This is a genomic window from Oceanicaulis sp. (assembly GCA_040112665.1).
Classification (GTDB): domain Bacteria; phylum Pseudomonadota; class Alphaproteobacteria; order Caulobacterales; family Maricaulaceae; genus Oceanicaulis.
This window is the reverse complement of the sequence record CP157796.1, coordinates 858913-881509: the sequence shown is the minus strand read 5'-3', so window position 1 is coordinate 881509 and position 22597 is coordinate 858913. Positions and strand designations below refer to the sequence as shown.

Below are 22597 nucleotides of genomic sequence, written 5' to 3'. Positions count from 1 at the left end.
CACCGGGATAATCCGCTCGCCGTGCGGCGGGGCGATACGGTTCTGCGGCGGGTCGCCCTGGGGGCCATCGAAATCTGTCCCCGCCGCCAGTGCGGTTTCTGACGGGGTCTCGCCGGGCGGAGCGGCGCAGGCGGAGAGAAGCATTAGCGCGAGTGTCACATTCGGGACACAGCAGCGCCGCAAGTGCGGCGTTTTCAACGGTTCGCCTCCCCGTCTGACGTTGACGCCGACTGCGCCAGCCGGTCAACTCTGGGCCAGATGAGCGTGATGCTCAACTCACAAAAAACCACTGATCGGGGAACCCCATGAAGAAGACGCTGAAGACAGCCTTTCTGGCTGCCGCCTCCGCCGCCGTGATCGCCGCCGGCCTGTCCAGCGCGGGTCACGCCATTCCGTACCGCGACGATGTCGGCGACGCCGGCGCGCAGGAATTCGCCGCGCCCTGGGACGGCGTCATCCAGATCTACGCCTGGGACCGCGCCAGCGGGAACATCTTCTTCAACTGCACGGGCTCGATGATCAACCCGCGCACGGTGATCAGCGCGGCGCACTGCTTCAACAGCCAGCCGACCGGCAACTGGGGTTTCTTCTCGGGATCCACCACGCCGATCATCGCCTATGGACCGGACACGTTCGACGCCCTGTTCAACTGGATCGGCACCGACGACCAGTTCATCGACGCCCGCAACGGCCTGAGCTTCGGCCTGTCGGTGATGCTGCCTGACGGCGCGGATTTCGCGAACGAGAACTTCCCCGCCGAAGACGTCGCGATGATCCCGGTTCTCGATCCGCTCTACACCCTGCCGACCTACGGCATGCTGTTCAGCCCGATCCCCGAGGACGTCTTCAACGCCGGCGTCCACGTCAACATGATCGGCTACGGCTCCTACGGCCCCGGCTCGACCGGCACCGTCGGCATCAACGGCCGCCGCCGCGCCGGCGAGAACATGCTGGGCTTCCTGGGCTCGTTCAACGACTTCTTCTCCGCCGTGGCGCAGAGCGATCAGTCCGCGCCGGGCAAAGACAACACCCAGATGACCTACTGGATCGACTTCGACCTGCCGGGCCGGACCGGCACCTGCACCCGCGGCCCCGACTCGCTGTTCGGCCTGCCTGATTCGATCGAGTGCTCCGACTGGGACGGCGCCAGCGGCGCGTTCATCGACGGCGACACCGTCCTTTTGCCCGGACCGTCGCTCGACCTGTTCGAAGGCGACGCGCTGCCGAACGAAGTGGCGACGGCCGGCGGTGATTCCGGCGGTCCGCTCATGGCGATGAATCTCGGACCGAACCCGCTGATCCTGGGCGTGCTGTCGGGCGGTTTCGTGGACGGCTTCTACAGCGCCGCCGGCCAGGAATACGGCTCGGTCAGCTATTACAACCCGCTGTTCGCGTACCGGGAATGGATCGCTGAGAACAACCCGTACAAGTATGTGAGCGCCGCTGCGGGCGACGGGCTTTGGTCCGACGCCGCGCGCTGGTCGCAGGACATGGATCCCGGCTACACCTGCTATGAAGGCGGTGAGCTGGTCCAGTGCACGAGCATCGAGCCCGAACAGACCGTCAACCCCGGCACGCCCTCGCTCGGCACCGTGCTCGGCCTCGGCCAGCCCGACCTGTCGGGCTCGGCGGGTGAGCCGGCGTCCGCCGCCGCGACGAACTTCGCCGCAACGGGGCTCGCCGCCAACATCGCCACGGGTGAAGGCGCGACGAACTTCGCCGCTGACGGTCTCGTGGCCACGGTGGGCGGCGGCGTCGCCGACGACGGCCGCATGACCAGCGGTCCCGTCGAGGCCCAGGCGATCGAAGCCGGCGCGGCCCCTGCGCCGACGAACAACGCCGCAGCCGGCGTTCTCGCCGCCAATCTCGGCTCGGGCACGACCGAGATCGGCCGCAGCGCCATCGACTTCACCGGTGCGAACCTCGCCCCGGCGACCAGCGGCCCCGGCACGATCGGCGGGTTCACTCCGAACAACGACTACGCCAACATGGCGTTCTTCGACGTGACCCTGCGCAACGCCGGCACGACGACCTTCGACGTGGCGTTCGCCGAGATCGACCGGCTGAGCATCGCCAACGTGTTCGCCGGGCTGGACATCCAGGCCGGCAACGAACTGCTCAGCCTGATCGGCGCGGAGGTCTTCGCCGGCAATCTGCATGTCGACGGAGCTCTGTCCACGCGCGAGGTCGTGCTCTGGGGCGGAACGCTCTCGGGCAGCGGTGAGCTCAATTTGATCGATTTCAACCTGCTCTTCGGCAACGGCCAGCTCGTTAGCGGTGCGCTGTTCAACGTCGCCGGCATGGTGACGCCCGGCGACATGGGCGCGATCGGTGATCTCACGATCGACGGCGACTACATTCAGTCCTCGGCCGGTGCGGCCGTGTTCGACTGGGACGGCGCGGCGTCCGACCAGCTGATCGTGAACGGCGACGTGTCGCTGGGCGGTTTCGCCGGCATCAACCCGATCGGCGGCTATGTGCCGACCTTCGGCGACACGGCGACCGTGATGCAGTACACGGGCGCGCTCGTGGGCGATTTCGACGGCTTCATCGACCTGCCGGGCGTTCTGACCCTGCGTTCGGTCCTGTCGTCGGACTCGGTGCAGCTGGTGGTCGACGCGGCGAACTTCTCCGAAATCGTAGAGTTCACCAGCCCGTCCCAGCGCGGAATCGCGGACTTCCTCGACAACGCCCGCGACACGAGCTACGGCCCGCTGTCCTCGATCTACGGCCAGATCGACCTGCTTGAAGGCCAGAACCTGCTGAATGCGCTGGAGAACCTGGTGCCGCACGAGCACTACCAGCTTCGTCGCGGGGCCTCGGCGCACCAGACCATGTTCATGCGCTCCATGTTCGACATGGCGTTCGCCGGCGGTTCGAGCGCGTCCGCCCCGGTCGCGCCGATGGCCTTCACCGCGCAGATGATGGGCTCGGAGCAGCGCATGGATCTCAACCGCGCGTCTCTGGCGCTCGCCACCCAGCAGGCGGCCGCCGGCCCGCAGATCCAGGAAGTCGGCCAGTTCCGCGTCTTCGGTGAAGTGGGCATGGTGAACGGTGACGTTCGCACCACCGCGGCTTCCGGCGGCGGCGATCTCGAAGGCGAGTTCGGCTTCGTCGGCGGCGATTACGCCCTGAACGAATGGCTGCGCCTGGGCGCCTCGCTGGGCTATGCGGACTCGACCACCGATCAGGCGCTCGGCGGCGGCGGCATGGCCCGCACCGACGTGCAGTCGATCGAACTGGCGGCCTACGCGCTGGCGACCAAGGGCGACCTGACCGGTCTTCTGCGGGTGGCCGGTGCTGACCACAGCGCCGATCAGACCCGCTCGGCGGTCGTCGGCGGCGTCGTGCTGCCGGTGTCCGGCGGTCAGGACGGCCAGACCCTGGAAGCCACGATCGGCGCGTCCTACGCGCTGCGCTTCGAGAACGGCCTCCAGGTCTCGCCGTACGCCAGCCTGACCTGGCTCGAGACCGAGTTCGACGCCAGCACGTCGGCCGGGTCTCCGGCTTCGCTGACGCTCGCGGAGTCGATCGACAACGAGCTCGTCGCCCGGCTGGGCGTCAACCTCGCCCACTCGATCACCCTGTTCAACACGGTGTTCGAGCCGCGCGCCTACGCCGGCGTGGCGAACGATCGCCGGACCGAGAACAACGACGTGACCTTCGTGAGCTTCAACGCCGCGCCGGGTGTGGTCGAAGTCGATCCGGGCGTCGCCAACGACACCTGGCACGAGTACGGCGCTTCGGTGTCGACCTATATCCGTGACGGCTTCGCGGTGTCGCTGAACTTCGACGCGGTCGACGGTCAGCACGGCGCGCTCGACGCGGAGAGCTTCTCCATCGGCGCCCGCTTCACCTTCTAAGGCGAAGTCGACGACGAACACGGAACGGCCGCCTTGAAAGAGGCGGCCGTTTTCGTTTGTGATTTTGATGAAATGAGGCGCTGCGTCAGATCGAGCGCTGGTTCACCCGCGCCGAGAGCTGTTCGGCGCTTTCCTTGCGCTCTGAATACCGGTCGACGAGATAGCCCGCGCTGTCGCGCGTTAGCAGAGTGAACTTCACCAGCTCTTCCATCACGTCCACGACCCGGTCGTAGAGCGCAGACGGCTTCATCCGGTCGTCCTCGCCGAACTCCAGGAACGCCTTGGGGATGGAGGACTGGTTGGGGATGGTGATCATCCGCATCCAGCGGCCCAGAACGCGCAGCTGGTTGACCGCGTTGAAGCTCTGCGATCCGCCTGAGACCTGCATCACCGCCAGCGTCTTGCCCTGGGTGGGCCGCACCGCGCCCAGCGAAAGCGGAATCCAGTCGATCTGCGCCTTCATGATCCCGGTCATCGCGCCGTGACGCTCCGGGCTGCACCAGACCATGCCCTCCGCCCAGCTGGCCAGTTCGCGCAGCTCGGCGACCTTGGGGTGGTCTGCGCCTTCGGTGTTGGCCGGATCGTCCGGCAAGGGCAGGCCGGTGGGGTTGAAGGTCCGCGTCTCCGCGCCGAGACGGTTCAATATCCGCGCGGCTTCTTCGGTGGCGAGCCGCGAGAAGGAGCGTTCACGCAAGGAGCCGTAGAGCAGCGCGATGCGCGGCGGACGGCTCGCCCGGTTCGCCGGAAAGAGCTGACCATGGTCGATCTTCGCGAAGCTCGTCTCGTCGAGCGCGGGGAAGGTGTCGTCGGTCATGCCGTCTCCGGTGGCTTTCGGTCGAACCAGGCCGCCGTGCCTGCGGCCAGTGCGGCTGCGGCGAGCTGGGCGGCGATGAAGCCCGGCGCGTCGGCCGGGGCGATGCCTGAAAACGTGTCGGTCAGCGCGCGCGCGACCGTCACCGCCGGGTTGGCGAAGCTGGTCGAGGCGGTGAACCAGTAAGCCGCCGTGATGTAGAGCGCGACGACGGCCGGGACGCTGTCTGGCCGCCGGGCGACCGCCATGAAGATGAAGAAGACCAGGCCGAAGGTCGCGACCGCTTCGGAGAACCACTGGCTCGGCCCGGTGCGCACCTTTTCGCTGATCTGCACCACGTCGAGTTCAAACATCAGATGAGCGGCGAGCATGCCCGCGATCCCGCCCGCGATCTGCACGGCGACGAAGAGCGCGGCTTCACCCGCCCCGATCCGCTTCCTCAGCCACATGGCCAGCGTCACGGCGGGGTTGAAATGCGCGCCCGAGACCGGGCCGAGCGTGGCGATGAGCACGTAAAGCGCCGCGCCGGTGGCGATCGTGTTCGCGAGCAGCGCCAGCGCGACGTCTTCGGTCAGCGTCTCGGCCATGATCCCCGAGCCGATGACGGCGGCGAGCAGAAAGCCCGTGCCGAGACCTTCCGCGGCGAGGCGGCGGGCGAGGCTCACCGGCCCGCCTCGTCATGGACGCGCTGCAGGATCGCGCTGCGTTCGGCCGGGGACGCGTCCACAAGGCCGGCGTCCAGCGCGGCCTGAACGCGCGCCTTCAGCGCTGCGAACGCCGTTTCGAAGGCTTCGGTCTGAGCGGGCTGGTCTTCGACGGCCGCCGGGTCGGGCAGGCTCCAATGCGCGCGGGCGGGCGCGCCGGGCCAGACCGGGCAGGTTTCGCTCGCCGCGCTGTCGCACACGGTGATCACCGCGTCCATGACCGGCGCGCCCTCTCCCTCGAACTCGTCCCAGCTCTTCGACCGCAACCTATCGGTGGACAATCCGTGACGGCGCAGCGTCGCCAGCGCCTCGGGATGGGGCACGCCCTTGGGCTTCGAGCCGGCGGAAAAGCCTCGCACGCGTCCTTGGCCCAGGGCGTTGAAAAGGGCTTCGCCCAGGATTGAGCGCGCGGAGTTGCCGGTGCACAGGATGAGGATGTTCATCGGGCCCTCTGGTGTTCGAGACCGGGCCTGATTACGCTGGATCGGTCAACGTTTCAAGTTTCATTGAAACGTGAAAGGAGCTGCGCTCATGGACGAAACCGCCGCCGTCGCCGGCTTCGCCGCGCTCGCCAACGCCACGCGCCTGAAGCTCTTCCGGCTGCTCATCGCCGCGGGGCCGGAGGGGCTGGCGGCGGGCCGTCTCGCCGAGGCGCTCGAGATTTCGCCGAGCAATCTGTCCGCCCATCTCGCCGCCCTGTCGCGCGCCGGCCTCGTCGCGGGCCGGGCCGAGGGCCGGGCGCGCATCTATGCGGTGGACATGGGCCGGGCCGGCGCGCTGGTGCGCTATCTCGTCGAGGATTGCTGCCAGGGCCGGCCTGAAGTCTGCGCCCCGGTGCTCGACGCGGCCGCGCCGCGCTGCTGAGCGCTTGAAAGACGCCGCGCGTTGATCCTTCATGCGCGCAATGACCGAACCCGCGCCCCATATCGTCGACCAGCTCATCGAGGAGCGCGCGGTGCGCCTGCGCGCGAGCGCGTTCTGGCCGGCCGTGAAGGCGGTGTTCTATCCCATGCTCGGCTATGGCCGCGCGGTGCGGATCGCCGACACCATGGCGCCGATGGGCGGGCGCGAGGCGATGGACTGGGCGGAGGATTTTCTCGACCTCGAGGTCTCCGCCGACGGGCTCAGGAACGTACCGGAAAGCGGACCGTGCGTGATCACGGCGAACCATCCCGGCGGCATCGCGGACGGCATAGCGGTCTGGCGGGCGCTGAAGGCGCGGCGGCCGGACATGGTGTTCTTCGCCAATCGCGACGCGATCCGGGTCTGTGAAGGGCTGGCCGACATCGTGATCCCGGTCGAATGGCGGCCCGGCGCCCGCTCGCGCCAGAAGACGCGCGACACGCTGCGCCAGTCGATCGAGGCGTTCAGGGACGGCCGCTGCATCGTGGTCTTTCCCGCCGGCCGCATGTCGAAATGGGACTGGCGCAAGATGCGCCTGGCCGAAGAGCCCTGGCAGGTCACCGCCGTCAGCCTGGCGCGGAAATTCGGCGCGCCGATCGTGCCGCTGGGCGTGAAACAGCGGATGAGCCTGATGTTCTACGGGCTGGGGCAGATCCACGAAGAGCTCAAGCACATGACGGTGTTCCACGAGCTCCTGGCCAAGCGCAGTTCGCGTTACGCCCTGCGCTTCGCCGAATGCGTCGAGCCTGACGACCTGCCCGAGGGCGAAGTCGCGGCCACCGAAGCGCTGAAATCGATGAGCGAGAGCCTTGCGAGGATCGCGCGTTGAGCCTTGATCCGCGTGACGAGCCGAGCCCCGCCGCCGACGCACGCGCGCTGGTGAACGCGCTGATCGAGGAGCGCGCGCCCAGCCTGAAGACCCGGAGGCGGCTCTGGCGGCTGGTGCGCGCGGTCGCCGATCCGGCGCTGGGCTATCGCGACGCGATAAGCCTGGTCGAGGCCGTGCGCGAACTCGACGCCGAGCAATGCTTCGCCTTCGGTGACGCCTTTCTCGATCTCGACGTGACGGCCGAAGGGGTCGACCGCGTGCCCGCCGAAGGCCCGGTCCTGCTGATCGCCAACCATCCCGGCGGGATCGCGGACGGCAATGCGATCTGGACGGCGCTGAAGGGCCGGCGCGACGATCTCGTCTATTTCGCCAATCGCGACGCGCTGAGGATCTGTCCCGGCCTGCGCTCGCGCATCATCCCGGTGGAATGGCGGCGCGGCGATCTGGCCCGTACGCGCGCCCGGGAGACGCTCAAGGCCGCCATGGAGGCCTTCAACGCCGGCAAATGCGTGGTGATCTTCCCCGCCGGCCGCATGGCGGACTGGAGCTGGCGGGCGCGCCGGCTGGTCGAGCCGGCCTGGGCGGCCACGGGCGTCTCGCTCGCCCGGAGGTTCGCAGCGCCGGTCGTGCCCGTCGGCGTCGTTCAGCGCATGCCGCTCGCCTATTACGCGCTGGCGCAGATCCACGAGGAGCTGCGCGACGTCACCCTGTTTCACGGCCTCCTGAGACAGCGCGGCGCGCGTTACCGGCTTCGTTTCGGCGATCCGCTGGACGCCCGCGCTTTGCCCGGCGACGACCGCGCGGCCAGCGAGCACCTCAAGCAGATCTGCGAGGCGCTGGCATGGGGCGCCCGGACGGCGGGGCGAGCCTGACAGAAAAAAAGCCCCGGCGGGCCGGCCGGGGCCTTTCGAAAAAGCGAACGGCGATCGAGGCTTACGTCTGGCGCTCGACCATCAGCTCCTTGATCTTGCCGATGGCCTTGGCCGGGTTCAGGCCCTTGGGGCAGACCTGAGCGCAGTTCATGATCGTGTGGCAGCGATAGAGCTTGAAGGGGTCTTCAAGGTCGTCCAGCCGCTCGCCCGTCGCCTCGTCGCGGCTGTCGGCGATCCAGCGATAGGCCTGCAGAAGCGCGGCGGGGCCCAGATACTTGTCGGAGTTCCACCAGTAGGACGGGCACGCCGTCGAGCAGCTGGCGCACAGGATGCACTCGTAAAGCCCGTCCAGCTCGGCCCGCTGCTCGGGGCTCTGCTTCCACTCGCGCTGCGGGGTGGGGCTGTCGGTCTTCAGATAGGGCTGGATCGACTGAAGCTGGGCGTAGAAATTCGTCAGGTCCGGGACGAGGTCCTTGACCACCGGCTGGTGGGGCAGCGGAGCGATCGTGACCGCGCCCTTCACCTCGTCGATGCCGTAGGTGCAGGCGATGGTGTTGCGCCCGCCGATATTCATCGCGCAGGACCCGCAAATCCCCTCGCGGCAGGAGCGCCGGAAGGCCAGCGTCGTGTCGATCTCGTTCTTGATGTAGAACAGCGCGTCCAGAACCATCGGCCCGCAATTGGCGAGATCCACGTAATACGTGTCCCAGCGCGGGTTCTCGCCGCTCTCGGGATCGTAGCGGTAGACCTTGAACTCGCGCAGATTCGTCGGATCCGCGCCCTCGGGCTTGGGCCAGGTCTTACCCTTGGCGATCTTGGAGTTCTTCGGCAGCGTCAGTGCGACCATGGGTCTTCCCGTTCAGTCAGGCCTCGGTCAGATCGAGGCGGCGTTCGATGCGTTCGACGCGCAGTTCGAGTGCGTCGAAACGATGCTCCATGCGGACGAAATCGCGGCGCAGGCCCGCCACCTGATCCTCAAGCGAACTCACACCGTCGCGCAAGTTCTGGACATCCGCGCGCAAGCCGCCGAGCTCGCCATGGATGCGCTTGAGATATTCGAGGACCAGACTGTCAGGCTCTTCGCTCATCGGTCTCCGCTCACGCCAGACTGAACGACCTTCAGTCTAGCACAGATATTCGCGTCCAGCTCAGTAAACCCGCGCTTTCGGCTCGATGTACCCGATGTCGTTGGACAGCGTGTAGTCGTGGATCGGGCGGTCGTCGAGTTTGACCTTGCCGGTGTCCAGATCGAGGAACGCCAGGGTGTGCTTCATCCAGTTGGTGTCGTCGCGGTCGGGATAGTCCTCGCGCGCATGCGCGCCGCGGCTCTCGGTCCGGGCGGCGGCGGAGTTCACCGTCACGGCGGCCTGCTGGATGAGATTGTCGAATTCGAGCGCTTCGACCAGGTCGGTGTTCCAGATCATCGTGCGGTCGGTGATCCGGATGTCGCGGGCGTCGCCAAACACCTTGGTGATGCGTTCCACGCCTTCGTCCAGGACGTCCTGGGTGCGGAAGACCGCGCAGTTCTCCTGCATGGCCCGCTGCATGTCGAGGCGCAGCCTGGCGGTCGGCGCGCCGCCGTCGGCGTGACGCAGACGGTCGAAGCGATCGAGGCTGGACTGGCCGGCGGACTTCTCGAAGTCGGGCTGGTTCGCGCCGCTCTCGGTCGTCTCCGCGCAGCGCAGGCCCGCGGCCCGGCCGAAGACCACCAGGTCGATCAGCGAGTTCGAGCCCAGACGATTTGCGCCGTGAACGCTCACGCAGGCCGCTTCGCCGACCGCCATCAGGCCGGGCACCACCGTGTCGGGATCGCCGTTCGCCTTGGTCAGCACTTCGCCGTGATAGTTCGTCGGGATGCCGCCCATATTGTAGTGCACGGTCGGCAGAACCGGGATCGGCTCGCGTGTCACGTCCACGCCGGCGAAGATCTTCGCGCTTTCGGAAATGCCCGGCAGGCGCTCGTGCAGCACGGCCGGATCGAGATGATCGAGGTGAAGGTGGATGTGGTCGCCGTCCTTGCCGACGCCGCGGCCTTCACGGATCTCCATCGTCATCGCGCGGCTGACCACGTCACGGCTGGCGAGGTCCTTGGCGTTCGGGGCGTAGCGCTCCATGAAGCGCTCGCCTTCGGAGTTGGTCAGATAGCCGCCCTCGCCGCGCGCGCCCTCGGTGATCAGACAGCCCGCGCCGTAAATGCCGGTGGGGTGGAACTGGACGAACTCCATGTCCTGCAGCGGCAGCCCTGCGCGCAGCACCATGGCGTTGCCGTCGCCGGTGCAGGTATGTGCGCTGGTGGCGGAGAAATAGGCCCGGCCGTAGCCGCCGGTGGCCAGGATGGTCTTCTGCGCGCGGAAGCGGTGCAGCGTGCCGTCGTCCAGCTTCCAGGCGGTGACGCCGCGGCAGGCGCCGTCATCGTCCATGATCAGGTCCATGACGAAGTACTCGATGAAGAACTCCGTCGAGTGACGCAGGGACTGGCCATAAAGCGTGTGCAGGATGGCGTGGCCGGTGCGGTCGGCCGCCGCGCAGGTGCGTTGGACCGGGCCTTCGCCGAAATTGCGCGTCATGCCGCCGAAGGCGCGCTGATAGATCTTGCCGTCCTCGGTGCGCGAAAACGGCACGCCCCAGTGCTCGAGCTCGTACACGGCCTCAGGCGCGTTGCGGCAGAGATACTCGATGGCGTCCTGATCGCCCAGCCAGTCCGACCCCTTCACGGTGTCGTACATGTGCCAGCGCCAGTCGTCCTCGCCCATGTTTCCGAGCGAGGCGGAGATGCCGCCCTGGGCCGCGACGGTGTGCGAGCGCGTGGGAAACACTTTCGAGATGCAGGCGGTCTTCAGACCGGCCTGGGCCGCGCCCAGAGCTGCGCGCAGGCCCGAACCGCCCGCGCCCACCACCACGACGTCGAAGGTGTGATCGATCCACTGATACGAAGCCATCTGTCTATTCGTCTCCTAGGTCGCGATCACGAGCACGGCGTAGATCATGGCGAGCCACAGCCCGGCCGGGATCAGCGCGTTCGCGATAAGCAGGACCATTTTGGTCGCCGGCTTGTGGATATAGTCCTCGATCACGACCTGAAGACCGATCCGCATGTGAAAAAACGCCGCGCTCAGCGCCAGGATCGTCACGATCGCGCCCAGCGGCGAGCCCAGCCAGGCCGAAGCCGCCGCGTGATCGCCCGAGGGCAGCGCCGCGACCGACCAGATGAAGAGCGGCACCAGCACGGCGAGCGCGATGGCGCTGACGCGCTGGCCGATGAAATGGCCCACGCCGGACTTCGCCGAGCCCAGGCCGCGCGCCTTGGACAGCGGTGTGCGGTAGTCGGTCATCAGACGAGCCCTCCGGCGAAGATCCAGACCAGCGCGGTAACCACGATCGCTCCAGCGAAGATGTAATAGGACCGCCGGTTCGAGCCCTTGGGATCGAACCCCTTGCCCGCGTCCCAGGCCAGGTGACGCAGCCCGTTCAGGAGGTGATAGCTCAGCGACAGGGTGAACACGATCAGCGCCAGGGTGACGAGGACGCCCACAGGGCCGGCGCGCAGATCTTCCCAGACCGCATAGGTCTCGGGCCCGGAGGCGACCAGCAGCAGCCAGATCGTGAACAGGATCGCGCCGACATAGTTCGCCACCCCGCTCGCGCGGTGCAGGATCGAACTCGCCATGGTCGGATGCCAGCGCCAGATCTGGACGTGAGGGCTGAGCGGCCGCCCGCTCACGGCGGGCCGTTTGGAATCTGCCGCCTTCGACGTGGTGTTCGCGGACATGCGCTCGACCTCGAATGCAATGAAAATCAACACGCCGGAGGAAATCCGGCGCGGGTCGCGGCGAACAATAATCCGCACCGGGCGCGCGTCAACGCGAAGAGGCGGGCGCGCTGCGCCTTGTTTGCAAACGATTTTCATTGGCGGGGCGGGCCTGATTGACGCCGGTTTTTCCCCTTGCGACCTTGCGGCGGTCAGCTGGGAGGGCCGGACATGGCGGAATCGCCCAAAACTGCAGTGATCACAGGCGCGTCCACCGGGATCGGCTACGCCACCGCCGAGCTTCTGATCGGGCGCGGCTGGCGGGTTTTCGCCGGGGTGCGCAAGGAAGCCGACGCCGAGCGCCTGCTCGCCGAGCTCGGCCCGCAGGTCACGCCCCTGATCATCGACGTGACCGACAACGAGACCTGCGTCGCCGCCGCCGAAGAGGCGCGCGCCATGCTGGACGGCCGGGCGCTGTCGGGGCTGGTGAACAACGCCGGGATCGCGGTCGCCGGCCCGCTCCTGCACCTGGCCGAGGGCGAGATGGCGCGCCAGCTCGATGTGAACGTCACCGGCCAGCACCGCGTGACCAAGGCCTTCGCGCCGCTTCTGGGCGCAGGCGAAACGCGAAAGGGCCCGCCGGGGCGGATCGTCAACATTTCCTCGGTGGCGGGGCTGAACGCCTCTCCGCTCGTCACCCCCTACGCCTGCTCGAAATTCGCGCTGGAAGCCTTCACTCAGGGCCTCCGCCGCGAGCTGATGATGTACGGGATCGACGTCGTCGCCATCAATCCGGGACCCATCGCCACGCCGATCTGGGACAAGGCCGAGGAAATCGATCCCGATCTCTATGCGCACACCGATTACGCCGGGCCGATCGACCGCGTGCTGAAATACATGCTCTCGCGCGGCCGGGACGGGCTGCCGCCCTCGAAAGTCGCCGAGGCGATCTTCAAAGGCCTCACGGCGAAAAAGCCGAAGCTGAACACGATCGTCACGCCCGAGCCCTATCAGCAATTCCTGCTCGCGATCCTGCCGGGCCGCCTGGCCGACCGGCTCGTGGCGAAAGCATTGGGGCTGACCCCCGAAGCGCTTGCCGAGCGCAGACGGTGAGCTTTCCAAATCTTCATTAGCCCGGCCCGGCGCGCTCTGCTTAGTTTCCCCGTAAAGTCAACAGGGGAGACGCCATGCTGAGCTTGCTCGCCGCCGCCCTTCAGGCTGCGACGCCGGGGCTGGACTACACCATCGCCATAACCGCTTCGCCAGACGCGCCCGCCGCCGTCACCATGACGCTGCAATTCAGCGGTGACGCCGACGGGATGACCGAACTCGTCCTGCCGACCAGCTGGGGCGGCGAAGACGACCTTTGGCGCGGGATCGAGGACCTCGCCGTGGAGGGCGGGACCCTGGCCGCAGCCGATCCGGCCGCGCCCGGCCGCCGCGCGGTGTCGCACGCCCCCGGCGCGCCGCTCACCGTCACCTGGCGCGTAATCCAGGACCGGGACGGCGAGCCGGCCGCCGAGCCCGACGACAATTACCGGCCCTGGGTGCGGCCCGGATACGTGCACATGATCGGACATACCGCGCTCATTCGGCCTGACGCGCCGGGCGACACGCCGGTCTCCGTGCGCTTTGAAACGCCCGAGGAATGGGCGCTGGCGTCCGATCTCGAACACGAAGGCCTCACCCTGGCCGATGTCGGGCCGTCCGTGATCGCCGCGGGCGATTTCACCGTGAGAGCGATCGATATCGACGGCGCGCAGGTACGCGTCGCCGTGCGCGGGCAGATGGATGCGGACCTGATCGCTGCGGCGACCGAAGCGGCGGTACGGTCCAATCTTCTCTATTTCGACGACCGGGCCGAGCCGTATCTGGTCACCGGCCTGCCGGTCGCGGCCGCGCCGGGCATGTCGAGTTTCGGCGGCACCAACCTGGACGACGCGTTCGCGCTGTTCGGAACGGCGAACACCCCGCCCGACATCCTTCAGCGCATTCTCGTGCACGAACACGCGCACACCTGGCTGCCGCTGCGCCTCGGCGGGCTGCCCCAAGGCGCAAACGAGCCCTACGGCTATTGGTTCTCCGAAGGGTTCACCGATTTCGTCACCACCCGGGCCGGACTTCTGGGCGGCGCCTGGGACGCCGCCGCCGCGATCGGCCACTGGAACGAGTTTCTCGCCGAGTACATGAGCTCGCCGGTGCGCACCGCGCCCAACGCCGCCATCGCGGAAGGCTTCTGGACCGATTTCGATCTGCAGCGCCTGCCCTATCTGCGCGGAAAACTCTTCGCCGCTCTGGTGGAGCATCGCGTCCGTCAGGCGACGAATGGCGGGATGGATCTCGACGACGTGCTGGCGGCGATGTACCAAAATCCGGCCGAACCGTCCGCGCCTGAAGGCTTCGTCGCGGCGGTGCGCACTGCGACCGGCGTGGACGTCGCCGATCTCTATCAGCGCCATATCGTACAGGGGGAGACGATCGTTCTGCACCCCGACACGTTCGGCGCCTGCGGGGTGGTCGAGACCGGCCTCGAGCCCGTGTTCGTGTACGGCATGACCCTGGCGCCGCGCGAGGACGGCGGTGAAGGCTTCCTCATCGCCGAGGTCGATCCCGAAGGCCCCGCCGCCGGCGTTTTCGAGCCGGGCATGATCCTGCTCGAACGCGTCGCGGGGGCTGTCGGCGACGCCACGCAGCCTTCAGCTTTCCGCATTCTCGACGGCCAAGAGGAGGTGGTTTTGAGCTATCTGCCGACTACAGGCGAGACGGCGCCGGTCCAACGCCTGACGCCTGCCGACGGAGCGGCGTCTGACCCGGTCTGCTTTGCAATCCTCGCCGGGCGCGCCCGTCCCTGAACGGACGGCTGGCGCACCCCGGCGGTGCGGTTAGACTGGCGGTGAAACCTGAAGCCAAGGAATGCCTGCTGATGCGTGTGCTGATCGTTCTTCTCGCCGTCCTGCTGGCCGCGCCCGCCTTCGCTGATCCGGCGGAGGACCTCGAGGCGCTGATCGCCGACTATGAAGCCTTCAACGAGGCGCGCGACGTGATCGGCAAGGGGCGGCGCGGCGATCTCGACGCGGCCTCGCGCTGGCCCGATGCCAGCTATGAGGCGGTCGCGGCGCGCGATTCTGCGATGGCGGAATTCCTCGCGCGGCTCGAAGCGATCGATCCGGGCGCCCTGCCCGGCGATCAGGCCGCCAGCTACGCCGTGCTCGCCTATCTGCTTGAAAGCGCGGCGGCGATCCCGTCCACGCGCGCGGCGATGACGCCCTTCACCAACGACAGCGGGTTTCACACCAGCCCGAACTTCGTCGCGATGGGCACCCGCCTGCGCACGCCCGAACAGGCCGAAGCCTGGATCGCGCGGATCGAGGCGCTGCCGGCCTATTTCGATCAGCACCAGGCCTGGCTGGAGCGCGGGCTCGAGCTCGGGATCACCCAGCCGCGCGAGATCCTGCCCGGCGTCGCCGACCAGATCGAAGCCCAGATCGTCGCGCCCGAAGACAGCACGCTGTTCGCGCCGCTGCGGGGCCTGCCCGATACGTTGAGCATGCAGGAGCGCGAGCGCCTCGAGGCGGCGGCCTTGCGGGCGATCGAGGAAGAGGCCCTGCCGGCCCTGCGCGAGCTGCATCGCTTCTTCGTGAACGAATACATCCCCGGCGCGCGCGAGACGCTGGGCGCCCGCGCCCTGCCCGGCGGGGACGCGTTCTATTCCGACCTCGTGCGCATGCACACCACGCTCGATACCAGCCCTGAGGCGGTTCATCAGCGCGGCCTTTCGGAAGTGGCGCGCATCCGCGCCGAGATGGAGGAGGTCATCGCCGAGACCGGCTTCGAGGGCTCGTTCGCGGACTTCCTTCAGTTCCTGCGCACCGATCCGCGCTTCTACGCGGACAGCGAGATGGAGCTGATGATGACGGCGTCGTACCTGTCCAAGAAGGCCGACGACGCCATGCCCGCCTTCTTCGACCGTTTGCCGCGCCTTCCTTACGGCGTGCGCGCCGTGCCCGCCGCTCTGGCGCCGAACTACACGACGGCGCGCTACTGGCCGGGCGATGCGGAGAACGGCGAGGCGGGCGGCTACATGGTCAACACCTACCGGCTCGACCAGCGCCCGCTTTACGAGCTGCCCGCGCTGACCCTGCACGAGGCGGTGCCGGGCCATCACCACCAGATCGCGCTCGCCCAGGAAATGCAGGACGTGCCCGATTTCCGGCGCGAGACCTACATCACCGCCTTCGGCGAGGGCTGGGGGCTCTATGCGGAGTATCTCGGCTACGACATGGGCTTTTACGAGGACCCGTACGACCGGTTCGGCGCGCTGACCTACGAGATGTGGCGCGCCTGCCGGCTGGTCGCCGACACCGGCATCCACTGGTACGGCTGGACCCGTGAGGAGGCCGAGGCGTGTTTCCTCGAGAACTCCGCCCTCGCGCCGCTGAACATCACCAACGAGGTCAGCCGCTATATCAGCTGGCCGGGCCAGGCGCTGGCCTACAAGACCGGCGAGCTGCTGATCCGCGAGCTGCGCTCGGATGCAGAGGCGCGGTTGGGCGCCGATTTCGACCTTTCCGCCTTCCACGACACGATCCTGGAAGAGGGCGGGGTGCCGCTGGGCTATCTCGAAACGAAGATGCGCAACTGGATCGACGCGCAGGCGGCGGCGACCGAAAACTAGCGCGCGCTCACCCGGCGGCGCATGACCGCCATGTAGCTCGCCGGCAGCAGCCGCTCGAAGATCGCGGCGAGCTGGGCGTCGTTGCCCACGAGCACCCGGCGTTTGCCCCGCTCCACGCCGCTGAGGATGATCTCCGCGGCGCGGGGCGGGGGCATGATCAGCGCCGCCTTGGCGTGGGCTTTCGCCGCTGCCACCTCCTCGGGGTCGGCGTCTTCGGGGATGCGGGCGTTCTCGGCGATCTTCGTGGCGACGCCGCCGGGATGGACCACCGTGACGCCGACATTCGAGCCTTCGAGCTCATGCGCCAGCGCCATCGAAAAGCCCCGCACGGCGAACTTGCTGGCGCAATAGGCGGTCTGACCGGGAGGCGCGACCACGCCGAAGATCGAGGAGATGTTCACGAGCCTCGAAGCGGGTGCGGCCTTTAGAAGCGGCAGGAAGGCCCGGCTCATCGCCACGACGCCGTGGAAATTTACCGCCATCACCTGATCGAAGACCTCAGGCGTGATTTCGTCGAACGTGCCGCCCGCGGCGATGCCGGCGTTGTTGACCAGAAGGGTCGCTCCGCCATGCTCGGCCTTCACGGTCTCGGCGAAGGCCGCGGGCGCTGCCGGATCGGAGACGTCGAGCTTATGGGCCGTGGCGCGAACGGTGTTTGAATTCAGGCGATTGGCGACCGCCTTCACGCCCGCCTCGTCTATATCGGCCAAAGCGAGATTGCAGCCGCGGGCGGCGAGCGCCTCGGCCAGCGCCTCGCCGATGCCGCTAGCCGCGCCGGTGATCACCGCCGTGCCGCCGCCAAATTCGAAGCGTCCGCCCATCGTTCTCGCTCGCCTGCCGCTATGTCCGCCGAACCCGAGCCTAGCGCGTTCCGGCGAATTCGTGAACGTTGTTCACTGTTGCGGAAGCGGGGCGAATACCGCAAGCTTCGTAGGTGTAATTCGGCGGACGAGCCGATGCGGATCGGTCGGGGAGAGACCATCATGGTGACGCTTGAAAAAGTACGGCGCGACGCGCCCTGGAGCTGGATCAAGGGCGGTATCGCGGACATGCGCGCAGCCCCCGTCACCTCGATCGGATACGGCGCGACCTTCACGCTTCTGGGCATCGCGATCACGCTGGGGCTCTCCATGCTGGGCATGGCGGGTTTCGTGCCGGTCTTCGTGGGCGGCTTCGCGCTCGTCGGCCCGGTCTTCGCGGTGGGCATCTATTGCGTCAGCCAGAAGCTTCATGACGGCGAGACGCCGGGCATGCTCGACTTCTGGCGGATCTCGCCGAGCCGGCTGACCCAGATGGGTCTTCTGACCGTCCTGCTCTTCGTCTTCTTCCTGGCCTGGGCGCGTCTGGCGCAGTTCCTGTTCGTGATGTTCGCCGCCGGCGACGCGGACTACCGGATCGCCAGCACGGCGAGCTTCCTGTTCTCCGATCCGTCGGGCGTGACGCTTCTGGCGGTCGGCACGGCGATCGGCGCGGCGCTGGGGTTTGCGGCCTTCATGGTCTCCGCGCTGAGCTTTCCGATGATCGTCGATCAGGACGTGGACGCGGTCACCGCCATGGTGGCCAGCGTCAAGGCGGTGTTCGCCCAGCCCTTCGTGATGGGCACGTGGGCGCTTCTGATCGCCTTCTTCGTCGCGCTGGGCGCTGCGTTCTTCCTGATCGGGCTGGCGGTGACCTTCCCGCTGATCGCGCATGCGAGCTGGCGGGCCTATAAGGACTTCGCGCCCAAGCCGATGCCGAGCGCGCGCGAACTCGCCGAGAAGACCAGCGAAGCCTAGCGCTCGCGCGGGTCTTCGCTTTCCGGCTCGTCCTCATCGACGATGGGTTTGTCCTCGTCGATGAGGATGCGTTCGGCCGCGCCTTCGATGTCCTCGTACTGGCCCGAGCGCATCGACCAGAAGAAGGCGACGAGCCCGAGCGCGCCGAGCGCCAGGGCGGCGGGGATGAGCCAGAGTATCGCGGTCACGAGCGGGCGAGCCTCAGCGCGTTGAGCATGACGACGATCGACGAGCTCGACATGGCGAGCGCGGCGACCAGCGGATTGACCAGGCCGAACACCGCCAGCGGCACGGCGATGGCGTTATAGATGTTCGCCAGCGCGAAATTCTCCATCATCCGGCGCTTGGCCGTCCGCGCGATCTCCACCGCGCGCGGAATGGCGGTCAGACGGTCGCCCTGAACCACGAGATCGGCCGCGTCACGGCTGATCTCGGCGGCCGAGCCCATCGAGATCGAAACGTAGGCGCTCGCAAGCGCCGGCGCGTCGTTCAGCCCGTCGCCCACCATGACCGGGGCGAGGCCTTCAGCCTTCAGCGCCTCGATCCGGGCGATCTTGTCCTGGGGTTTGAGGCCGGCTTTCCAGCGGCCGATCTCCAGCGCTTCGGCGGCCGAGGCCACCGGTTCGGCGCGATCCCCGCTCAGAAGCTCGCTGGACAGGCCCTGGGCCTCGAGCGCGCGCAACGCTTCGGCCGCGCCGGGGCGCAGCGCGTCGGAGAAGACGAAGCGCACGGGCGCGCGCCCCTCGACCGACAGCCAGGCTTCCAGCGCGGCGTCGCCAGTGCTGTCCACCTCGCAGAAGCGCGCCGAGCCGAAGCGCACGAGGCGGCCGTCGACCAGGCCCTCCAGCCCGCCTCCGGCGGTCTCGGTCACCGCCTCGGCCAGCTTTCCCGGCCCTGCGGCCCGGACGGCGGCGCGGCTGAGCGGATGGCGCGAGGCGCGGGCGAGTCGGGCGGCGGTCTCTATGGTCTCGGCGCCCAGGGTTTCGCCGTTCAGAAGTTCCGGCGCGCCGCGGGTCAGCGTGCCGGTCTTGTCGAAGACGACGGTTTTCGCATCGGCCAGCCGCTCCAGCGCATCGCCGGATTTGACCAGCACGCCGGCCTGAAACAGCCGTCCGCAGGCGACCACCTGTACCGCCGGGGCGACCAGCGCCATCGCGCAGGGGCAGGTGATGATCAGCACCGCGATCGCGTTCATGATCGCGTCGTGCGGCGAGCCGCCGATCGCGAGCCAGCCCAGCAAGGTCGCAGCCGCCATGACGAACACCGCCGGCACATAGGCGCGCGCAGCGTGGTCGGCGTACTGCACGTAGCGCGATTTCGACTGCTCGCCGGCTTCGACCAGCCGGGCGATCTCTGCCAGCAGGGAGTCTGCGCTCGCCGCGCTGGCGCGCAGTTTCACCGGCGCGCCGAGATTGATCATCCCCGAAAACGCCTCCGCGCCGGGCGTCAGGGCGACCGGTTCGGTCTCTCCGGTGACCAGCGCCGCGTCGGCCCGGCTGTCGCCGGTCTCGATCACGCCGTCCACGGGGAAGCGCTCGCCGGTCTTGATCAGCAGAAGCTCGCCGGGCGCGACGTCGCGGGCGGGCACGGCCTTCACCGCGCCGTCCTCGCCGATCCTGTGGGCGATGGAGGCCTGCAGCGAGGCGAGATCGCGCGCGGCCCGGCCGGCCTTGGCGCGCAGGCGCTGGTCGAGATAGCGGCCGATCAGCAGAAAGAAGAGCAGCATGACCGCGGCGTCGAAATACGCCTCGCCATGACCCATCGCGGTCTCGTAGATCGACAGAACGCACGCCAGCAGCACCGCCAGCGAGATCGGCACGTCCATATTGACCCGCCGCGCCTTGAGGCTCCGCCAGCCGCTTTCAAAGAAGGGCATCCCGGCATAGGCCACCGCCGGAAGCGCGATAAGCCCCGAGATCCAGTGCATCAGCGTCTTGGTGGCGAGGTCCATCTCGCCTTCGCCCGCCCAGACGCTGATCGAGAGCAGCATCACGTTCATCATCGCGAAGCCGGAGACGGCCAGCGCGCGCAGAAGGCGCTTTTCCTCGCGGGTGCGGGCGTCGTCGGCGGCTTCGGCGGAGTAGGGCCGCGCGCCGTAGCCCAGCGCCTCGACCGCCATGAGGAAATCGCCCGCCCGCTCGTCGGCGCCGGCGAACTCCACGCCCAGCCGGCCGGTGGAGAGGTTCAGCCGCGCGCGCCTGACGCCGTCCATCTTCGTGAGCGCGCCTTCGATCTTCTGGATGCAGGCCGCACAGGTCGCTCCGGTGACCGCGAGATCGAGGCGCTTGCGCCCCTCTTCGGGGCCGGCGCGCACATGGGCGGCGGCCTCCTCGCGGCGCTCGTCGAGCGGGGAGGGGGCTGAAGGCGCGAAACCGGCGTCTAGCGCCGCCACAGCTCGCTCTCCAGAACGAAGGGCAATTCGCCCGCCGACTGCGCTTCAAGAATATAACGGCCTTCCAGAAGCCCGCTCACCGGCGCGGAATAGACGCCGGGCCGGATCTCCTCGAAGGCGAGGGCGTGGTCGAGATCCATGTCGGCGGGCCGGCGCAGCGCGCCTTCGAGCTGCAGATTGGTCACCGGGTTCGCGTTCGCGTCGCGCACGCTGACGATCACGGTCTCGGCGGTGAGATTGGCCGCCGCCGTCCAGCCCAGCGCCGCCTGGGCTTCGCGCTCGGCGATGACATCGTTGTATTGCAGGCCCTGCATGTAGGAGCGCCGGGTCTGCTCGCCGGGAAAGCTGCCCAGCGCCAGGGTGATGAAAAGCGTGTTCACCGTGAAGATGACGCCGAAAAACGCCACCATCATCGCCAGCACGTGCCAGCCCTTGATCCTGAACTTCGCCGGGCCCTCGTGAACGTCGTTCCAGTCGCCGGTGCTCATCTGCCGCCCTCTCCTGTAATGAACACCGCCTCGGTGCGGGCGGTCTCTCCGGTCGCCGGATCGGTGACCACGAACGTGACGTCTTCCGAGGCGCGATCCACCGCTTCGGGCGGCAGCGACAGGAAGATGCGGAAATCCTGTGTCGTATCCGCAGGCACCGCAAGCCGGGTCGGCGCGGCTTCGGTGGCGCCGATCACCCGCATGCGCATCATCGGATCGGTCTGAAGCGAGACGTCCAGCGTGCGCGGCTCGCCGGCCTTGTTCAGGACCGTCAGCGTATAGCCGTTGCGCACCGTGCCGTCGCTCAGGGTCACGAAGTTCGGATTGCGGTCGCGATAGGAGTTGAGCTCGAGCTCGGAGCGGTTGATCAGCCCGAACAGCATCAGGCCCGACACCGCCGCGATCAGCGCCGCATACAGGATCACGCGCGGGCGGAGCAGGTTGAACTGCGTCTTCTCGCCCTTCATCCGGCGCTCGATATTGAGGTCGGTGTCATAGGCGATCAGGCCCTTGGGCCGGTTCACCTTGACCATGATCTCGTCGCAGGCGTCGATGCACAGCGCGCAGCCGATGCATTCGAGCTGGGCGCCTTCGCGGATGTCGATGCCCATCGGACAGGCCGCCACGCAGGCCTTGCAGTCGATGCAGTCGCCCCGGCCCTCCCAGCTCTCGCCCTTCTTGTGCGCGCCGCGCGGCTCGCCGCGGTCGACCCGGTACATGACGTTCAGCGATTGCTGGTCGGTCAGCCCCGCCTGGATGCGCGGCCAGGGACACATGTAGGTGCACACCTGCTCGCGCATCGTGCCGGCGAGCGTGTAGGTGGTGAAGGTCAGGATGGCGAAGAAGAGATAGCTCGTCAGCGCCGCCTGGCCGGTGAAGAAATTCTCCAGCACCGCGAAGGCGTCGTGGAAATACAGGATCCACGCCCCGCCGGTGGCCGCCGCGATGACCAGCCAGACCGCGTGCTTGGAAATCTTCCGCCAGGCCTTGTCGAAGCTCCAGGGCTGTTTATCCAGCCGCATGCGCTTGTTGCGGTCGCCCTCGAACAGGCGTTCGACGGCGATGAACAGATCGGTCCAGACCGTCTGGGGGCAGGCGTAACCGCACCACACCCGGCCGAACAGGGCGGTCACCAGAAACAGCAGCAGCGCGGCCAGGATCAGAAGGCCGGTGATGTAGAACACCTCCTGCGGCCACAGCTCGATGAAGAAGAAGTAGAAGCGCGCGTTCGCGAAATCGACGAGCACGGCCTGATCGGGCGCGCCCGGGCCGCGGTCCCAGCGCACGAAGGGCAGCAGGTAGTAAACGCCCAGCGCCAGGATCATGAAGATCCACTTGGCGCTGCGGAACTTGCCGTGCACCAGCTTGGGATAGATCGGCTCGCGCTTGTGGTAGAGCTCGCGCCGTTCGGGCGAGTTCACAGGCTCGGCGTCGTGCACCGCGACGCCGTCGGCGGCCTTGGCCTTCGGCGCGGGCCTGTTTTTGATCAGTTCCATCGACCTCTCCGGCCGGGCGTCCCGGCCAGGGCGGGCGCCGC

At 67.9% G+C, this 22597-nt stretch carries 21 protein-coding genes; 8 read left to right on the top strand and 13 right to left on the bottom strand.

The genetic code is table 11. The annotated features are described in order from the left end of the window. The first annotated feature begins 305 nt into the window (after positions 1–305). On the top strand, positions 306–3863 hold the full coding sequence (locus tag ABL308_04210) for an autotransporter domain-containing protein (GenBank protein XBQ17084.1): 3558 nt from the start codon (positions 306–308) through the stop codon (positions 3861–3863). 85 nt (positions 3864–3948) lie between these two features. On the opposite strand, the gene arsH is transcribed toward ABL308_04210, so the two are convergent. The 3 genes from arsH to ABL308_04195 are packed head-to-tail and all read right to left on the bottom strand — an operon-like array spanning position 3949 to position 5821. Then, positions 3949–4677, bottom strand: coding sequence for an arsenical resistance protein ArsH (gene arsH / locus ABL308_04205; GenBank protein ID XBQ17083.1), 729 nt, complete (start codon positions 4675–4677; stop codon positions 3949–3951). Continuing rightward, positions 4674–5339 (bottom strand): MIP/aquaporin family protein, encoded by a 666-nt coding sequence (locus ABL308_04200; GenBank protein XBQ17082.1) that lies wholly within the window; start codon positions 5337–5339, stop codon positions 4674–4676. The genes arsH and ABL308_04200 overlap by 4 nt, the downstream gene beginning before the upstream one ends. After that, entirely contained in the window at positions 5336–5821 is a 486-nt protein-coding gene (locus ABL308_04195; GenBank protein ID XBQ17081.1) for an arsenate reductase ArsC, read from the bottom strand. The genes ABL308_04200 and ABL308_04195 overlap by 4 nt, the downstream gene beginning before the upstream one ends. 88 nt (positions 5822–5909) lie before the next feature. Here ABL308_04195 and ABL308_04190 point away from each other — a divergent pair, with 88 nt between their 5' ends. Genes ABL308_04190 through ABL308_04180 form a run of 3 tightly spaced genes read left to right on the top strand, consistent with a single transcriptional unit; the run spans position 5910 to position 7982 of the window. Then, positions 5910–6242 (top strand): metalloregulator ArsR/SmtB family transcription factor, encoded by a 333-nt coding sequence (locus tag ABL308_04190; GenBank protein ID XBQ17080.1) that lies wholly within the window; start codon positions 5910–5912, stop codon positions 6240–6242. Positions 6243–6273: 31 nt separating this feature from the next. Further along, on the top strand, positions 6274–7110 hold the full coding sequence (locus tag ABL308_04185) for a 1-acyl-sn-glycerol-3-phosphate acyltransferase (protein ID XBQ17079.1): 837 nt from the start codon (positions 6274–6276) through the stop codon (positions 7108–7110). After that, entirely contained in the window at positions 7107–7982 is an 876-nt protein-coding gene (locus ABL308_04180; GenBank protein ID XBQ17078.1) for a 1-acyl-sn-glycerol-3-phosphate acyltransferase, read from the top strand. The genes ABL308_04185 and ABL308_04180 overlap by 4 nt, the downstream gene beginning before the upstream one ends. A gap of 61 nt (positions 7983–8043) precedes the next feature. Here the strand turns inward: ABL308_04180 and ABL308_04175 are convergent, their stop codons facing one another. From ABL308_04175 to sdhC, 5 genes are read right to left on the bottom strand one after another with little or no spacing between them, the layout of a single operon-like run. Next, on the bottom strand, positions 8044–8829 hold the full coding sequence (locus tag ABL308_04175; GenBank protein ID XBQ17077.1) for a succinate dehydrogenase iron-sulfur subunit: 786 nt from the start codon (positions 8827–8829) through the stop codon (positions 8044–8046). A gap of 16 nt (positions 8830–8845) precedes the next feature. Next, positions 8846–9070 carry a hypothetical protein gene (locus ABL308_04170; protein ID XBQ17076.1) on the bottom strand — a complete coding sequence of 75 codons (225 nt, stop codon included), beginning with the start codon at positions 9068–9070 and terminating at the stop codon, positions 8846–8848. 60 nt (positions 9071–9130) lie between these two features. Further along, positions 9131–10921 carry a succinate dehydrogenase flavoprotein subunit gene (gene sdhA, locus ABL308_04165; GenBank protein ID XBQ17075.1) on the bottom strand — a complete coding sequence of 597 codons (1791 nt, stop codon included), beginning with the start codon at positions 10919–10921 and terminating at the stop codon, positions 9131–9133. Between the two features lie 15 nt (positions 10922–10936). Next, positions 10937–11314 (bottom strand): succinate dehydrogenase, hydrophobic membrane anchor protein, encoded by a 378-nt coding sequence (gene sdhD, locus ABL308_04160; GenBank protein XBQ17074.1) that lies wholly within the window; start codon positions 11312–11314, stop codon positions 10937–10939. Next, positions 11314–11784 carry a succinate dehydrogenase, cytochrome b556 subunit gene (gene sdhC, locus ABL308_04155; protein ID XBQ17073.1) on the bottom strand — a complete coding sequence of 157 codons (471 nt, stop codon included), beginning with the start codon at positions 11782–11784 and terminating at the stop codon, positions 11314–11316. Before sdhC ends, sdhD begins: the two co-directional genes overlap by 1 nt. Before the next feature lie 177 nt (positions 11785–11961). Here sdhC and ABL308_04150 point away from each other — a divergent pair, with 177 nt between their 5' ends. The 3 genes from ABL308_04150 to ABL308_04140 all read left to right on the top strand — a co-directional run bounded on the left by ABL308_04150 (position 11962) and on the right by ABL308_04140 (position 16405). Continuing rightward, positions 11962–12843: an SDR family oxidoreductase gene (locus ABL308_04150; GenBank protein XBQ17072.1), complete on the top strand. Its 882-nt coding sequence runs from the start codon at positions 11962–11964 to the stop codon at positions 12841–12843. A 74-nt stretch (positions 12844–12917) separates the two neighbouring features. Further along, positions 12918–14582 carry a hypothetical protein gene (locus ABL308_04145; GenBank protein ID XBQ17071.1) on the top strand — a complete coding sequence of 555 codons (1665 nt, stop codon included), beginning with the start codon at positions 12918–12920 and terminating at the stop codon, positions 14580–14582. A gap of 71 nt (positions 14583–14653) precedes the next feature. Then, a complete protein-coding gene (locus ABL308_04140) occupies positions 14654–16405 on the top strand; it encodes a DUF885 domain-containing protein (GenBank protein ID XBQ17070.1) in 1752 nt (583 codons plus the stop codon). Here the strand turns inward: ABL308_04140 and ABL308_04135 are convergent. Continuing rightward, positions 16402–17226 (bottom strand): SDR family oxidoreductase, encoded by an 825-nt coding sequence (locus ABL308_04135; GenBank protein ID XBQ17069.1) that lies wholly within the window; start codon positions 17224–17226, stop codon positions 16402–16404. The two genes, ABL308_04140 and ABL308_04135, sit on opposite strands and share 4 nt — an antisense overlap. A gap of 135 nt (positions 17227–17361) precedes the next feature. Here ABL308_04135 and ABL308_04130 point away from each other — a divergent pair, with 135 nt between their 5' ends. Next, positions 17362–18180: a DUF2189 domain-containing protein gene (locus tag ABL308_04130; protein ID XBQ17068.1), complete on the top strand. Its 819-nt coding sequence runs from the start codon at positions 17362–17364 to the stop codon at positions 18178–18180. On the opposite strand, the gene ccoS is transcribed toward ABL308_04130, so the two are convergent. The 4 genes from ccoS to ccoG are packed head-to-tail and all read right to left on the bottom strand — an operon-like array spanning position 18177 to position 22556. Continuing rightward, complete coding sequence (gene ccoS / locus ABL308_04125; GenBank protein ID XBQ17067.1) at positions 18177–18368, bottom strand: cbb3-type cytochrome oxidase assembly protein CcoS; 192 nt, start codon at positions 18366–18368, stop codon at positions 18177–18179. The two genes, ABL308_04130 and ccoS, sit on opposite strands and share 4 nt — an antisense overlap. Further along, positions 18365–20572, bottom strand: coding sequence for a heavy metal translocating P-type ATPase (locus ABL308_04120; GenBank protein XBQ17066.1), 2208 nt, complete (start codon positions 20570–20572; stop codon positions 18365–18367). The genes ccoS and ABL308_04120 overlap by 4 nt, the downstream gene beginning before the upstream one ends. Continuing rightward, positions 20560–21060, bottom strand: a complete 501-nt coding sequence (locus ABL308_04115) for a FixH family protein (protein ID XBQ17065.1) — start codon at positions 21058–21060, stop codon at positions 20560–20562. The genes ABL308_04120 and ABL308_04115 overlap by 13 nt, the downstream gene beginning before the upstream one ends. Next, positions 21057–22556, bottom strand: a complete 1500-nt coding sequence (gene ccoG, locus ABL308_04110; GenBank protein ID XBQ17064.1) for a cytochrome c oxidase accessory protein CcoG — start codon at positions 22554–22556, stop codon at positions 21057–21059. Before ccoG ends, ABL308_04115 begins: the two co-directional genes overlap by 4 nt. Positions 22557–22597: the final 41 nt, after the last annotated feature.